Genomic DNA, 15,899 nt, shown 5'->3' on the forward strand with positions numbered 1-15,899 from the left:
GCTTAGAGGGCTCTTATTGAATTGTATTAGTACAATTTCTGTCTAATAAAACTCAAACCCGGCGCTATCCTTTTACCTTTATAAAAAGCTTTTGAATGAAAAGTGTAATCCATGTTCCTACTACAAATGGAAATGTGAATACACCACCCACCACACTCAGATAGTTGTTATCAACCAAGAAATCATCGACTACAATAGTTAAAACAACTGCAATAAGTACCCATAGCCCATCTGTCTTTTTTACCCCCGAAAAGACAATAGCAGAAAGAACGGCATTGAATCCAAAGAGTCCCATATGGATTTCTTTAATAGGCTCCCCATTCAGCTGTGATAATCCAGCACCAAGAATAGAAGCTGTAAGTCCATATAATGCAGCAACTGGAGAACTGATAAAAACAGCAATGAAGAAAATCATCCCTGAAAGAACTCCTCCTTGAAATATTACTTCACCAAAACCATTAGTACAGGTAAGAAAATCATCATATTGAGTAGGTACCACTTCACTACTTAACATCGCAGACGGCGGAATATGGGTAAAATGATGCAACGTAAATACTAAGACCCATGTAATAATAATGAAAGGAAAGGTAAACACCGGAATTTTCTTTTGAATAAAAAAATGCTGAACAATGGCTGCCAATGCCCCACCCAACACAATAAGAATCCAAATTAATAGGGTCGTCTGAAATAAAAATGATAGTGCTACCCCTACAAGTGCCGCACTGAAGCCGTACAGTCCAGCATTGATTTCTGAATGAGCATATTTAAGCTTCATGGCGGTAAAGGTTCCGGCTGCCGTTGAAAGCAAAACTGCTACCCCACATTGCCAGCTTCCCATAAAAATTCCTATGAGAAACAAAAGCCCGGTCCATCTGTTTTCCTGAAGCATAATTTGCCCAATCCCTTTTAAAACATTGTCTACAAAGGGTAGTTTTTTAAAAAATTCGTCCATAGTTTTTTTTGTATAATGTATTTTATATAATGAGAGGTTAGATTTCAGGCTGGAGTTTATAGTTGAAAATTATTGCTACCACTCTCCAACTCACTTACCATCCCAGAAAGACCATTCCTACTCCGCAAACTGTTACCACAGCTCCGCTGACAACTCCCATATATCTTTCAAGTTTTTCGGTATTGAATAGTGTTGAGTAGCCATAACGGCCTAAAAGAACCATCCCAAGCATCGTGAGTACCGTAGTTACTGTAAATGAAGTAACAAGCACTATAATCTCCGACATAGAATGCTTTACTCCAGAATAAAATAATAAAGGAATCAAAGGTTCACTTGGCCCCATTACAAAGATCATAAAAAGGACAAGCGGCGTTACTTTTATTCTTTTTTGCGGCATTACCACTTCACTGTGATTATGCTCATATACATACACATCATCTCCCATTACATCAAAATGTTTATGAGGTTTGTTTCTGATGGCCTGAACCAGCCCATATACCAGATAAACTCCCCCGAAAATAAGCAGTGCCCATCCTGAAAAATTTCCCCTGATATCCTGAAACCATGATATTTTATTCAGCTGCCATCCTAAAAACACACCGATAAATCCTAAAATCAAAGAACTTAATACGTGTCCTAACCCACAAACAACGGTTAAAACTGCTGTTTTCATTCCGCTCCATTTCTTGGATTTTGAGATCACAATGAACGGCAGGTAATGATCCGGTCCTGATGCTGTATGTATAAAACTTATTGAAACGGCACTCAAAAGAAGCGCCCAAACTGTACTATCCATTTTCTATGTATTCTGTTATTCCAGATTCTTTGTTAAGTTTTGGGTAAATCTTTTTTCTATTGAACATTTTTCTCGCAGATTTTGGAGATTTCGCAGATGACTATGCTTGAGTTCAATGCGAAAATCTGATCAATCTGCAGTTTTTTTTAATATTCAACTATACTCTCAACCTACATAAGAATCATTTTAATTTTTTATTCTAAAGACCAGAGAATTTCCTGAATATGAAGAAAGAAATTGTACATCAATTCTCCTCCATGCCCCAAAGCTCTTACTACAAAACCATTCTCTTCCATGGCAGAAACTCCTACCTCCATTTCTTCAAGATGTACTGAAGCTGCCTCCACAATGGTTTCTATCAACCCATTCTTGTCTACATTCTCCTTTGTGCTGTAGAATATCAAAGTTCCCTGATGGGTATATTGTTCCAGGTTTCCAATGCTGCTGATGGGAATCATATCAGGCTGAATCACTACATTATCTTTCACTACCAGTTTATTTTGATGGTAGATTTCCATAAGGTTTTGAAAACGTTTCAGCTTGAAGACTTCTCCATAGTGTTTCCTTCCGCAGGTAATAATCTCACTGATGATAATCTGGCTGTTTTTCCCGATCTGAACATTGGCTTTACTTTTAAAGTTAGAATCTTCATGAGGAACAATGGGATGCGGAACATAGGCGAAAGACGTTTCATCCTCCATGGTAACATTCAGCTCCTGAAGTGCCTTATCTTTCATATTGAAAAGCCTCTGATACGATTGTGACTGCAACTGAAGAGAAGCTCCTTTTTCAAGGGCCACATCAAGGTGATAATGGTCTCCATCCAGAATTCCGGGAGAAGAACTCATTATCATCTGATACAGTTTTTTATCGCTTTTTCGTTGTCCTACAGAAACAACCCTGAAAGGAAGTGAAACATAAAGATCTTTCACATATGATTCTCCTCCCTTGAATCCTGCGATAATATTTAAACGACTATCCATTTATCTTACAAGGTTCGGTTCTTCAATTTCTTCTAAAAGAGCATATTTTTTAATCCAACCGATTACTTTATCCAGCCCTTCATCTGTTTTAAGATTGGTAAATACGAATGGATTTCCTTTTCTCATTCTTCTGGCATCATTCTCCATTACTTCCAGACTCGCTCCAACATAAGGGGCAAGGTCAATCTTGTTAATGATCAATAAGTCTGATCTTGTAATCCCTGGCCCTCCTTTTCTAGGAATTTTTTCTCCTTCTGCAACGTCAATGATAAAGATAGTAACGTCTGCAAGGTCAGGACTGAATGTCGCAGAAAGGTTATCTCCACCACTCTCAATAAGAACCAATTCAATATCCGGAAAACGTTCTGCCAGCTCATCTACTGCTTCAAGGTTCATACTTGCATCTTCACGAATGGCAGTGTGAGGGCAGCCTCCTGTTTCTACTCCAATAATTCTGTCGTGTGGAAGAAGACTATTTTTAGCCATAAATTCAGCATCTTCCTTGGTATAAATATCATTAGTAATTACTCCAAGATCATATTTCCCGAATAATTTTCTGCTTAAACGTTCTAGCAATGCAGTTTTTCCTGATCCTACAGGTCCTGCTACCCCTACTTTTATATATTTTCTATTTTCCATTTTTTCTAAAATTTATTTTGTTTTTAACGCTGGAGCGCTAAGGTTTTTATTTAACAAAGAATCCTTTCTCCTTTTCAACGATCTACGACATATAAAGTCTTGAATAAAGCCTTTCATGCTGCATACATCTGATGTCAAAAGCTGTATTACAAAGCCCTACCATATCCCTGTCCAGTTCCATTGTTTCCCAGACTGTTTTTTCCATTACAGGATACAGGGAAAAGAGAATATCCTGCCCGTCAAGCTGCCCCAGCGGAACCAACTTCACTGCATTCGTGATCATTCCCGCAACAGAGGTATAATAAAAGCCCAACAATGCTTCGTATAAAGGAATTTTCATTAAATAAGCATATACCCCGAACACAATACAGTAATGAGAATTGGCTTCCTTGTTTTGAATTGCTTTTTCAAAGGCTTCCATAAAAGGAAAATTATCTCTTCTCTTAAATATCTTGATCAGCCTTAACCCCAATTTTTGGCTGGCCTGGCGAATTTCTTTAGGGCATTTTATGGCATTGCATTCATTATCCAGCTTTAACAGTAATTGTAAATCATCATTTTCTGCTGCTTTATAAGCCAGTTTTACAAAAGCTCCGTCATTGAATTTAAGGTTGTACTGAAGCATGTTTTGCACAAATTCCTTTGCTGTTGCCAGATTATGGACAATTCTTTCCTGTACATAGGTTTCCAGTCCGTTAGAGTGGGTATAACCTCCAATCGGAAGTGTTGGATCTGCAAGATGAAGCAGACTTGACAAAAAATTGATATTCATAGTATTATTCATCTTTTGGAGCTGCCATTTTTAAGATTTTAGTAAAGATTGTTGATCCAAGACTTCCATGTCCGTGAGGCTCTACATTGGATTTAAGAAGATTCAACAGCTTTACGGTTTGTTTTTCCGGTTTGAAACCACTTGCTTCCAGCCATCTGAACATGGGCATTTCAAAAGGAAGCAGCACTTTATCATCCTGAATGAAAAGCGGAATGTGCTTGTTTCCGATTTCATAACATACGGTTCCCATTTCCAATAGAGAACCCGGTTCCATTACAATAGCATCTGTCTCCAAAACATTGATCGCTATTACTTTTTCTGCATCCTCAAAAAGAATATCACCCTCACGCAAGCGTTGTCCCTCTTTAAGAAATTTGATGGCTATATCGGTTCCCAGTCTGGTTTTTTTGCGTTGGATCCTTTTGGTGGTTTCAAACCATTCCAGATCCAGATAATCTATCATTTTTTCTGTAGGATTTTCGGTTAGGTTGCCTATGGTTTGATTAATTATCATCTTTTTTCGATTTTTTTCTGAAGTCAAAGTTTTTAGAAATGCCTACTCCGAATGTTGAACCACTGATTCCTGCCACATAGCTTTTGGTCCAGCCCACCTCTTTTACTTTGGTCTGAAGCATAGAAAGCTCAGCAAATTTGAATTTCAGGGCCCATCCACTTCCAAGCAATATCCCGATTAAAGGATAAGCACGAAGACGGAATCCTGTAAAGTTCTGCATAGAGTCTGCTGTTCCGGACACCTGCTGTCCCCAAACATAATGAGCATCTACCTGTCCTATCAGCACGAAATATTTTCCGAGCATCAATGATGGGCTATACCAAATTCCTGCTTCATTTTGCTTATACACAACATCATGATTAACAGAGTTCTGAGAATATGCATAATTGACTCCAACAAGATCATTATTGTTGATGAAGTACCCTACTCCAAGCGGGGCGCTGGAAACAGTACTGCTGCTGCTGGATGGTGTAGTTACTTTAGAGTAATCCAATGAACCGTAGACCATAAACTGCCCTTTTGGGCCGTCTTCATCACTTTTAAGTCTGTGCCCTCCCAGCAACTGAGCGTTTATATTCCCTGAAAGCATAGACAATCCGGCTAGTGCAAATGAAAAAACTGTTTTATTTAAATATTTCATTCTAAACTTATTCTATAATTATTTTAAATTTTGCTTGAGTAAATCTTATAGGCACTGGAAGCCTATAAGATCAGTCAGGTTTATTTTAGAACAAGTAATACAACTGTGTTAAAGGAAGTTTCTCCGCCGGTTCACAAGTGATATATTCACCGTCTACCGTTACTTTATAGTTTTCAGGATTTACTTCAATTAAAGGAGTCTTGTCATTATGGATAAGGTCTGCCTTGGAAATATTTCTACAGTTTTTTACCGGAAGAATCATTTTTTCTAATTTGTAAGAAGCAATGGTTCCGTTATCGATAGAAACCTGAGAAACAAAGTTGGCACAAATACCAAACTTAGCTTTTCCGTGGGCACCAAACATATTTCTGTAGATAATTGGCTGTGGCGTTGGGATAGATGCATTTGGGTCTCCCATTTTAGCGGCAATTACAAATCCTCCTTTTACAATCATTTCAGGTTTTACTCCAAATAATGCAGGTTTCCAGATCACTAAATCTGCTAATTTCCCTTCTTCAAGAGATCCTACATATTCTGAAATACCGTGTGCAATGGCAGGGTTGATGGTATATTTCGCAACATATCTTTTTGCACGATAATTATCGTTACCGCTATCTTTATCTTCTGCTAAATCACCTCTCTGCTCTTTCATTTTACTGGCTGTCTGCCAGGTTCTTGTGATGACCTCACCCGGTCTTCCCATTGCCTGAGAATCGGAACTCATGATACTGAACACTCCCATATCGTGAAGAATATCCTCTGCTGCAATCGTTTCAGGGCGAATACGTGAATCTGCAAATGCTACATCTTCAGGTATATTCTTGCTCAGGTGGTGGCATACCATCAACATATCTAAGTGTTCATCAATAGTATTGATTGTGTAAGGACGTGTTGGGTTTGTAGAAGCCGGTAATACATTGGGATACATTGCTGCTTTAATGATATCCGGAGCATGCCCTCCACCAGCACCTTCTGTATGGAATGTGTGGATTACTCTTCCATTGATTGCTCTCATTGTATCTTCCAAGAAACCTCCCTCGTTTAGAGTATCTGTGTGAATGGCCACCTGAACGTCATATTTGTCTGCTACTTTTAAGGCTGCATCTATCGTTGCAGGCGTTGCTCCCCAGTCTTCATGAATCTTTACTCCTAAAGCACCTGCTTCCACCTGCTCTTCAATAGGTCCTTCTTCAGAACAGTTTCCTTTCCCAAAAAATCCAAGATTCATTGGATATTCTTCTGCTGCCTCAAGCATTTTCTGCATATTGAACTTACCCGGAGTAACCGTTGTAGCGTTAGTTCCATCATTAGGGCCTGTTCCCCCTCCGATCATTGTGGTGATTCCACTATACAAAGATGTTTCGATCTGTTGTGGACAGATATAGTGAATATGGGTATCAATACCTCCGGCTGTTACGATATATCCTTTTCCTCCGTGAACTTCAGTTGAAGCTCCGATAATCATATTAGGAGATACACCATCCATCGTATCAGGGTTACCTGCTTTTCCGATTCCTACGATTTTACCGTCTTTAATTCCGATATCCCCTTTTACGATTCCCCAGTGGTCAATGATTACTGCTCCTGTAATACAAAGGTCTAAAACACCTTCATCTCTTTTGGCAGTTACGTTTTGTCCCATCCCGTCACGCACGGTTTTTCCACCTCCGAAAACGGCTTCGTCTCCGTAATGGGTGAAATCTTTTTCAATTTCTATGATAATTTCAGTATCACCCAGCCTGATTTTGTCTCCTGCTGTTGGACCTAATATATTGGCGTATTGTTTTCTGTCTACGTGTAAGCTCATCTTAATGATTTTTAAAGTTTAACTCTTCAACTTTTGCAAGGCTTGCTTTTTTCTGATCTTCAGAATCTACCTGTCCATCAACTAAATTATTGAAGCCCATTGCTTTTTTGGTTCCTCCTATTTCTACCAGCTCCACTTCCTTTTCTTCTCCCGGTTCAAAACGAACTGCAGTACTTGCTACAATATTCAGTCTCTTTCCGAAAGCTTTTTCACGGTCAAAGCTCATGGCTTTATTGACTTCAAAAAAATGGAAATGTGAACCTACCTGAATAGGACGGTCTCCAGTATTTGTTACTTTTATTTTTACAGTTTCTCTGCCTTCGTTGCAGATAATTGTACCTTCTTTTACAAAAATTTCTCCTGGTATCATAATAAATAGGGATTAGCGGATTGGGTTGTGTACGGTTACCAGCTTGGTTCCATCAGGAAAAGTGGCTTCTATCTGAACATCGTGGATCATTTCTGCCACGCCCGGCATCACATCATCTTTAGTAAGAAGATTGGCTCCGTCCTGCATCAGTTCAGCTACTCTTTTTCCATCTCTTGCGCCTTCAAGCAAAAAATGGCTGATCAATGCTATTGATTCTGGATAGTTTAGTTTAAGGCCTCTTGCCTTTCTTTTTAGAGCAAGCTCTCCTGCCAGAAATAGCATAAGCTTCTCCGTTTCTCTCGGTGTTAAGTGCATAGTATTTTTTATTTAAAATTGGGCAAACAGTATCTGGTCTGCCTTGTCGTAAAGGCAAATAAGAAGTGTTCAGAAATTTAAAATTGGAAAATGACTTTTATAGATCTGTACATTAATACAAACCATAATTCATCATTAAAATATAAAAAGGATTAGCAGCCTGCTATCTGCAGGGCATGATACAGAATGTATCTGGGTGCTGTAATATAGGTACCGCCTTGAACAGCCGCCACCTGTGCATTATAAGAATAATCTGCAAAAAAATAGTGTAGCCATTGTTCTGCAAGTATTGAATAATCAAATTTTACTTTCTCCCAATCATTGGAATCCTGTGCATCCTGCGCATCTGAAAAACTATAAATTTCAGGCTGGGTCTGCTGATCCGATTTTTGCTGAAGAAGATGAATTTTTGATAAGACATCAGAGTATGGTTCAGTTTTCCCTTTATGTGCAAAAAGACTTACACATAAAGCTGAGAAAAATAATACAAAAGAGAAAAATATGACTCTTTTTTTCATACCTGTTAATAATGATGTAAAATTAGAGTAATCTTAAAAGGTAGGCTATCAAAAAATTTATTTAAAATGTTCAAAATCGCAACAAATGCAATTTTAATGAAAATTCACATTGACTCATAATCGCCTTATTTACAACGATTAAAAAGAAAAAGCCAACTATGACAAATATTTTTTTGTCGCTATTCATATAATTACAACATTTATACTTCTATTTTATTCTCTTCAAAACATTAAATGAAATTATAAGATATTACTTCTTTTCATTCTCAAATACATAATATTTACCACTTATTGATTGACAAAAAAGTTTATTTCATAAAAACATACGGTATTTTTTTCTTTCCTTATAATTATTGTAAATTTGTATACAACTTACTTATTTAATTTTAATAAAAATAATAAAACGTAATATGTCAAAAGCAATTTCGCAAGTACCATTAGCGGTAAATGAGCCGGTAAATTCTTATGTACCGGGATCTCCAGAAGTTAAAAGCCTTATCAATACCTACAAGAAAATGTGGGCTGAAAAGGTTGAAATTCCAATGATCATCAACGGAAAAGAAGTAAAAACTGACGAAAAAGTACAGCTTCAGTCTCCACAGGATCATGCTCATGACTTCGGATTTTATTACAAAGGTGGTATGCAGCATGTGGATGACGCTATCAACGCGGCATTGGCAGCTAAAGAAGATTGGAACAACCTAGGTTGGGAACAACGTGCAGCTATTTTCTTAAAGGCGGCTGATCTATTAGCTGGTCCTTACAGAGATGTTATCAATGCAGCAACGATGATCGGACAGTCTAAAAATGTACACCAGGCTGAAATTGATGCGGCTTGTGAGTTTATCGACTTCTTAAGATTCAATGTAGAGTTCATGACAGAAATGTATTCTGAGCAACCAGTTTCTGACGACGGAATCTGGAACCGTGTAGAATACAGACCATTGGAAGGATTCTGCTTTGCAGTAACTCCTTTTAACTTTACAGCGATCTCAGGAAACCTTCCTACTTGTATGGCAATGCTAGGAAACGTAGTGGTTTGGAAACCGTCTGACAAGCAGGTTTATTCTGCAAAAGTAATCATGGATGTATTAACTGAAGCGGGTCTTCCTGCAGGGGTAATCAACATGATCTTCACGGATGGAAAAGATACTGCTGAGAAAGTATTGGCTCACAGAGATTTCGCAGGTCTTCACTTCACAGGTTCTACAAAAGTATTCCAGGGAATGTGGAAAATGATCGGTGACAATATCCATAACTACAGAACATACCCAAGAATTGTTGGAGAAACTGGTGGTAAAGACTTTGTAATTGCTCACCCATCTGCTAACGTAGAAGCTGTAGCTACTGCTTTGGTAAGAGGAGCTTTTGAATACCAAGGACAAAAATGTTCTGCTGCTTCTAGAGCTTATGTTCCTAAGTCTCTTTGGGCTGATGTGAAAAAAGTAATGGAAGCTCAGATGAGTACTATTAAAGTAGGTACTCCGGAAGATACTTCTAACTTCGTGAATGCTGTAATCGACAAAAATTCTTTCGAAAAATGTAAAGGATATATCGACAGAGCGAATGCATCAGCTGAAGCGACTGTAGCCATTGGTGGAACATGTGATGATTCTAAAGGATGGTTTGTACACCCAACTGTAATTGAAACTACAAACTCTCAATATGAAAGTATGGTAGAGGAAATCTTCGGACCTATCTTATCTGTATTTGTTTATGAAGATAAGGACTGGAAAGAGACTCTTAAGGTGGTTGATTCTTCTTCTCCTTATTCATTGACTGGTTCTGTATTCTCTCAAGACCGTTACGCAATTAATGAAGCTTACAAAGCTTTAGAAAATGCTTCAGGAAACTTCTACATCAATGATAAACCAACTGGTGCTGTAGTAGGACAACAACCTTTCGGTGGTGGTAGAGCTTCAGGAACTAACGATAAAGCTGGTTCTAAGATGAACCTTCTAAGATGGACATCTGTAAGAAGCGTAAAAGAAACTTTCGTTTCTCCAAAAGACTACAAATATCCATACTTAGGGTAATTCATAAGTAATAAATAATAGGCAATGATAATAATTGTCTGTTCTTTCATACAGCCTCGGAACTTCGGTTTCGGGGCTTTTTTTATGAAAATGATTCAAAAATTCAAAGTTTAAGGTTTAAAATTAGCCACAGTCAGAAAAGAAATTTATTCCTACCATACTAATACTCTATTACTCAAAACCTCCTCACCACGACACCTATTACCTGTTACCTAACATCTTTTAACAAACTTTACCTATATTTTACCATTTCACTACCCCTGTTAGGAATGGTTATTGATTTTTTACTATTACACCCCAAAATAAAATAGTATGAAAAAGTTATTGCTAACAGCTATCGGCGTAGGATTATTTGCAGTGAGCTGTGGAACCAAGGAGTCGTCTATGTCAACAAGTAACAGTGATTCAACAGCAGTAGATAAGGCACAAAAGGCGTTACCTGCTACAACTGATACTACGACTACAAAAAAGACGAATCCTGACAATATGAAGATGAAAACGGATTCAACGACGGCGACTTCTGTTAAATAGAATTGCACACGTTTATTTTAAAAATGGAAAATCTGTAGATGAAATGGCTACAGATTTTTTTTTTGATCTTAAGGTTTTAACTAAAATTAAATTTATCTTTTATGGAAATGAGCTAAAGTCCACGCCTAGTGAAATTTAATAGTAAGATCTTCTAAAATTTTATAAAAATCACTATATTTGATTAACACCAAACATTAAAAAGTATTCGTATGAAAAAATTATGGATCGGAGCATTTTTCGGACTTCTTTTCCTTGGAAGTTGTGCTCAAAACAAAGAAAAAAGAGAAGAATTCAAGGATGCCCATAATAAGGATTCTCTAGTAAATAGAATGGGAGATTCTGCTGTGGCTAATTCTGAGCCGTCACCAATAGATGCTTCAAAAACAAAAACCGACAGTACAAAAGTTAAATAAATCGCAAATCCACAGATGATCTGTGGATTTGCACTTAAAAAAACTTGACTGAAAAAAACCGGGCAATCAACCCCGATTATATTGTATAATCCTTATTCCTTGTCAGAATAGAATTTTTTTAGCAGATAAAAAGAGGAACAGTGATGATCTCATAACAATGAAATATGCACGTGCTCCCTATCTAATGTTTCATGGTTTGGCTTGTAGCGTATTGAGAATTTATCTTAACTTTTATTTCAGAAGAAACAGAATAGCTTCGAAGATAAAATTAATGAGCTGCATTATGATTGTATTCATTCCCGTAAAACTGTCGCAAAGATAGGATAGCAGCAGGGTTACATAAAATAATAGGTTATCCATTTTCGTGAAAAGCGGTAAGATAGAATGAAAAAAAATATTATTTCTTAATCATTTTCACGAAAATGAACACCTTTACCTGTTTGATTTTCAGTATCAAGATATTTAATATAAGATGATGGGGAAAAATCAGTAACCGCCTTGAATACAGCAGCAAACTTACTGTGTGAAGAAAAGCCACATTCATCAGCAAGGATACTGATCTTATACTGTCTGTACTTTTCGTCATTAATCAGCTTGTCTACAATATAATTAATCCTTAATCTGTTGATATAGGTTTTGAAATCTGCACTTTTGTGCTGATTGATTACATAAGAAAGATATTTTGTATTGGTATTAAGTTCACCCGCCAGAAAAGAAAGAGACATTCCCTTATTATTATACAGGTTTCCTTTTTCAAACCTTTCAAGAAGTTCAAGCAGTTTGGCTTCTGTTTCGGAAGTCATCAGAGAATCATTTCTTTTTCGGTCTGCTTCGCTGTCCTTTTCGTCAATTTCTTCTACAGATATATTTGAAAATTCAGAATGCTCAGAATGTTTTACAAGCTGGGTTCTACTGCCGCTAATCATGTTCACCTGAGTTCTTATGATATTCCTAAGTTTCGAACGTTGCTTTTTTTGTTTTGTTCTGAAAAATATAATCAAACCAACCAGAGAGGCAAACAAGATAACAATAGCAACATTCTTGGCGATACTCATTTGTCTATTTCCTTTGTTTGTTTTACTCACCGAAGCATTGCTTTTTCCTACAAATTCTTGGTTACGAGCAGCAATACTATCATATGTTCTTACATATTTCACAGCATACAAGGAAGCTTTAAAATTATCTCCGGTCCCTTCATAATAATCATTGATGTTAGAATATACAGCTTTTTTAAGCTTTAGGCTTCTGGAAGTATCTGCTATTTTTTCTGCTTTTTTTAGATAAAGTTCTGCGTCTTTCCAGTTTTTCTGCTTCAGACGAATCCCACCCAATCCGTTATAAACTAATCCTAGGGTACAGCTACCTTCTTTAAGTAATTCTTCTGCTTTCTTGTAATAGCTTTCAGAAACATTATAATCATTGAGTTTAAAATAAACATCTCCCAATAACTGATAGGAAGCGGCTAAGGTTCGGTCTTCATTCTGACTGTTTATTTTCTCAAAATTCTTTAAAGAAAGTTCAATATGCTCTATGGCATTTACATAGCTTCCCACCTCCATTTCATAGAAAGCCATCTCCTGATTCAATAGCCCCTCTACTTCATTACTTTTTTGAAAATCAGAAATTTTTCTTGAAGCTTCCAGTCCTTTGGAAATGTATTTTTTTGCTCTTTCGTATAACCCTACCTGTCTATATTGCCGCGACAATAATCTGCTTACACGGGCCATCAATTCGGCATCATTCATCTGATTGATGAGCGAATGGGCATTTTCACTATAACATATCGCTTTTTTAATTTCCCCTGCATGATGATAAAGTTCTGATGAAAGGAAAAGACTCTTTACTTTCTCTTCCGGCTTTTGGGCAGACATATAAAGCGAATCGGCCGTCTTGATAGCCTTGCTTAAATCCTTATAGGCAGTGATGGAGGAAGTTCTTTCACAAGCTTGGTCGAAGCTGTTCTGTTTTTGGGCAAATATGGGGATTGCTGTGATCAGCAAAAACAAAATTCTCAGTAGATTATTAGACATAAAAAAACAAATTATTATTCTATAATAATTCATCATTTTTTCACGAGGTGTCTTTTTGTTTTTTACAAAATTAGCAATATTTTGCTTTTGAATGAAATATTCTTCTGAAATTTAATCATTTAACTAAAAATGCATTTTACATTAATTTTAACAATAAGTCTAAAACAATAGATGATTTTCTTTCATATGACTCTATACCTATATTAAAAACAAAGTTCACTGATAATTATTTTCAATATGACCTGCTTAAATGTCATCATATTTATTACATTTGCAGGGAATAAAAAGTTTTTATGAAAAAATTAGCGATACTTTCTTCTCTATTTATAGGTGCTCTAGCATGGGCACAGGGAATCAAATTCGAGGAAGGCAACTTTGCCTCTATCCTTGCCAAGGCTAAAAAAGAAAACAAATTAGTCTTTATAGATGCCTATGCTTCATGGTGCGGACCTTGTAAACTTATGGTGAAAAATATTTTCCCACTTAAGACTGTGGGTGACTACTACAATTCTCACTTCATCAATGCTAAAATTGATATGGAAAAAGGTGAAGGAGTAGATATTGCAAAGAAATATAATGTAAAGGCTTTCCCTACCTATTTATTCATTGATGGTAATGGTGAAGCTGTACATAGAACCCTAGGGTATGTTGAAGAAAAAGACTTCATTCAGTTTGCAAAGGATGCTGAAGATCCAAACAAGAGACTTACTTCCCTGAAACTGCAGTTTGAAAAGGGAGAGAAAGATCCTGAATTTTTAAAAAACCTTGCCGGGCTTACAATGTACAATGATGCTGAGTTTGCGGGCAAAGTACTGGACCGTTATTTTGCACAGAAAAAAGAGCTTGACGAAGATGATGTTCAAATACTTCTTGCAGGAACACAAAGCACAGAAAGCCCTTTGTATAAAATCTTTCAGCAAAAAAAGAACGACATTGTAAAATTCTTCCCAGAAGATAGATATGAAAAGTTTGATAAAAGTGTTAAACTGAATACAATTTCTAAAAAAGCCTACAATGCAGATACAAAAACCTGGAATGACAGTTACTTCATAACAGAAACTCAAAAATTAATGAGTAAGGAAGATGCTGAAAAGGCTCTAAAAAGAGCGAAAGCCAGCAGAGCTTTAAAGAATAAAGATATTCCAACTTATGAAAAATTAGCTCTGGAAATCTATCAGGATTATTCTGCGGCAAGCTCTGGTGAGCTCAATTCATTGGCTTGGAACTTTTTTGAAAACATCACCAATAAGTCTTCATTAGAAAAAGCAGTAGCCTGGGCACAGGAGTCTGTAAAGAAAGATCAGAATTTCGCCAATACAGATACCCTGGCTAATCTTTACAATAAAATGGGAGATAAGAAAAATGCAAAAATGTGGGCTGAAAAATCTATTGAACTGGCAAAGAGTTCAGGAGAGGATTCTTCTGATACAGAGAAACTATTAAAAAGCCTTTAATTGGTAATCTATAAAACGAAAAAACCGCAGATTGTTCTGCGGTTTTTTTATGTTGTATCCTGTTGATAGCTCTTTTCTGCTCTGATTAGTATTCAAATAGAACACTCCCCCAAGTAAATCCACTTCCAAAGGCAGAAAGAAGTACTAAATCTCCTCTTTTAATCTTACCTAGTTCAATGGCTTCACTTAATGCAATTGGAATGGAAGCTGCCGTTGTATTTCCGTATTTTTGAATATTATTAAAGATTTTATCATCCGGAAGGCCAAACTTCTGCTGTACAAACTGAGCAATTCTAAGGTTCGCCTGATGTGGGATAAACATGTCAAGATCCTCAACTGTTTTTCCTGCCTTATTTAAAGCTTCCATCATCGTCTCCGGAAATCTTGTTACCGCATGTTTAAATACGAAGTTTCCGTTCATGATTGGGTATACTTCTTTATTCGTTACATTTTCCGGTTCTTTTCTCATTCTGTCGCTCCAGCCAAACTTAGAACCTGGGAACTGAGTACAAAGTTCATCAGCATATTTACCTTCAGAGTGCATGTTTACGGCTAAAATATCTCCAGCATTTTCATCTTCTGTTGCAGAAAGCACAACCGCTCCTGCTCCATCTCCGAAAATAACGGAAACACCTCTTCCCTCATCAGAAAAATCCAATCCGAATGAATGAACCTCTGCCCCTACAACAAGGATGTTTTTATAAATCCCTGACTTAATGAACGCATTGGCAACACTCATAGAATATACAAATCCTGAACATTGGTTTCTCACATCTAAGGCTCCAATGGTATCACATCCCAGCATATCCTGAAGCAATACTCCACATCCAGGAAAATAATAATCCGGAGAAAGTGTTGCAAAAACAATGTAGTCGATATCTTTAGCTGTTAAACCTGCTTTCTCAAGGGCTTTTTCAGAAGCTTTAAATCCCAGGTAAGCTGCTGTTTCCTGAGAGTCGTTTCTGTTTTTTCTGTGTCTTCGTTCCTTGATGCCTGTCCTCTCCGTAATCCATTCATCATTGGTGGTCATTAATTTTGCTAAATCATCATTTGTAACAACATTATCTGGAACATAAAATCCAACTCCTTTTATTGTACTTTTAATCATATAGTTTTTTAATTTTGGCAA

Annotated in this window: 17 protein-coding genes; 4 read left to right on the plus strand and 13 right to left on the minus strand. The window is 36.9% G+C overall.

All coding sequences use genetic code 11. The annotated features are described in order from the left end of the window. Positions 1-64 precede the first annotated feature (64 nt). The 11 genes from C1638_RS04430 to C1638_RS04480 form a co-directional block, all read right to left on the minus strand. A complete protein-coding gene (locus C1638_RS04430; RefSeq protein WP_109618548.1) occupies positions 65-952 on the minus strand; it encodes an urea transporter in 888 nt (295 codons plus the stop codon). Positions 953-1,046: 94 nt separating this feature from the next. Beyond that, positions 1,047-1,748: a hypothetical protein gene (locus C1638_RS04435; protein ID WP_109618549.1), complete on the minus strand. Its 702-nt coding sequence runs from the start codon at positions 1,746-1,748 to the stop codon at positions 1,047-1,049. Positions 1,749-1,942: 194 nt separating this feature from the next. Next, positions 1,943-2,731: an urease accessory protein UreD gene (locus C1638_RS04440; protein ID WP_109618551.1), complete on the minus strand. Its 789-nt coding sequence runs from the start codon at positions 2,729-2,731 to the stop codon at positions 1,943-1,945. Continuing rightward, positions 2,732-3,370, minus strand: a complete 639-nt coding sequence (ureG, locus tag C1638_RS04445) for an urease accessory protein UreG (RefSeq protein WP_106915183.1) — start codon at positions 3,368-3,370, stop codon at positions 2,732-2,734. It abuts the gene before it with no gap. Between the two features lie 82 nt (positions 3,371-3,452). After that, entirely contained in the window at positions 3,453-4,142 is a 690-nt protein-coding gene (locus tag C1638_RS04450) for an urease accessory protein UreF (protein WP_109619087.1), read from the minus strand. A gap of 4 nt (positions 4,143-4,146) precedes the next feature. After that, positions 4,147-4,656: an urease accessory protein UreE gene (gene ureE / locus C1638_RS04455; RefSeq protein WP_109618553.1), complete on the minus strand. Its 510-nt coding sequence runs from the start codon at positions 4,654-4,656 to the stop codon at positions 4,147-4,149. Then, positions 4,646-5,296 carry a hypothetical protein gene (locus C1638_RS04460; protein ID WP_109618555.1) on the minus strand — a complete coding sequence of 217 codons (651 nt, stop codon included), beginning with the start codon at positions 5,294-5,296 and terminating at the stop codon, positions 4,646-4,648. The genes ureE and C1638_RS04460 overlap by 11 nt, the downstream gene beginning before the upstream one ends. Before the next feature lie 85 nt (positions 5,297-5,381). Next, complete coding sequence (gene ureC / locus C1638_RS04465) at positions 5,382-7,103, minus strand: urease subunit alpha (RefSeq protein ID WP_109618557.1); 1,722 nt, start codon at positions 7,101-7,103, stop codon at positions 5,382-5,384. 1 nt (position 7,104) lies between these two features. Next, entirely contained in the window at positions 7,105-7,473 is a 369-nt protein-coding gene (gene ureB, locus C1638_RS04470) for an urease subunit beta (protein WP_068944101.1), read from the minus strand. 12 nt (positions 7,474-7,485) lie between these two features. Then, positions 7,486-7,788, minus strand: a complete 303-nt coding sequence (gene ureA, locus C1638_RS04475; RefSeq protein ID WP_109618559.1) for an urease subunit gamma — start codon at positions 7,786-7,788, stop codon at positions 7,486-7,488. A gap of 152 nt (positions 7,789-7,940) precedes the next feature. Next, positions 7,941-8,306, minus strand: a complete 366-nt coding sequence (locus C1638_RS04480) for a hypothetical protein (protein WP_109618561.1) — start codon at positions 8,304-8,306, stop codon at positions 7,941-7,943. Between the two features lie 410 nt (positions 8,307-8,716). Here C1638_RS04480 and pruA point away from each other — a divergent pair, with 410 nt between their 5' ends. From pruA to C1638_RS04495, 3 genes are all read left to right on the plus strand, one after another. Continuing rightward, positions 8,717-10,342, plus strand: a complete 1,626-nt coding sequence (gene pruA, locus C1638_RS04485) for an L-glutamate gamma-semialdehyde dehydrogenase (protein WP_109618563.1) — start codon at positions 8,717-8,719, stop codon at positions 10,340-10,342. Between the two features lie 324 nt (positions 10,343-10,666). Next, positions 10,667-10,873, plus strand: coding sequence for a cytochrome C551 (locus C1638_RS04490; RefSeq protein ID WP_228428027.1), 207 nt, complete (start codon positions 10,667-10,669; stop codon positions 10,871-10,873). 209 nt (positions 10,874-11,082) lie between these two features. Continuing rightward, on the plus strand, positions 11,083-11,286 hold the full coding sequence (locus C1638_RS04495) for a hypothetical protein (RefSeq protein ID WP_109618567.1): 204 nt from the start codon (positions 11,083-11,085) through the stop codon (positions 11,284-11,286). A gap of 404 nt (positions 11,287-11,690) precedes the next feature. Here C1638_RS04495 and C1638_RS04500 read toward each other — a convergent pair whose 3' ends face one another. Beyond that, positions 11,691-13,316, minus strand: coding sequence for an AraC family transcriptional regulator (locus C1638_RS04500; RefSeq protein WP_165826497.1), 1,626 nt, complete (start codon positions 13,314-13,316; stop codon positions 11,691-11,693). A gap of 293 nt (positions 13,317-13,609) precedes the next feature. Between C1638_RS04500 and C1638_RS04505 the strand changes: the two genes are divergently transcribed. Next, entirely contained in the window at positions 13,610-14,770 is a 1,161-nt protein-coding gene (locus tag C1638_RS04505; protein ID WP_109618571.1) for a thioredoxin family protein, read from the plus strand. Positions 14,771-14,855: 85 nt separating this feature from the next. On the opposite strand, the gene C1638_RS04510 is transcribed toward C1638_RS04505, so the two are convergent. After that, a complete protein-coding gene (locus C1638_RS04510; RefSeq protein WP_109618573.1) occupies positions 14,856-15,878 on the minus strand; it encodes a 3-oxoacyl-ACP synthase III family protein in 1,023 nt (340 codons plus the stop codon). Between the last annotated feature and the right edge of the window lie 21 nt (positions 15,879-15,899).

Source organism: Chryseobacterium oncorhynchi (genome assembly GCF_002899895.1).
Classification (GTDB): Bacteria; Bacteroidota; Bacteroidia; order Flavobacteriales; family Weeksellaceae; genus Chryseobacterium; species Chryseobacterium oncorhynchi.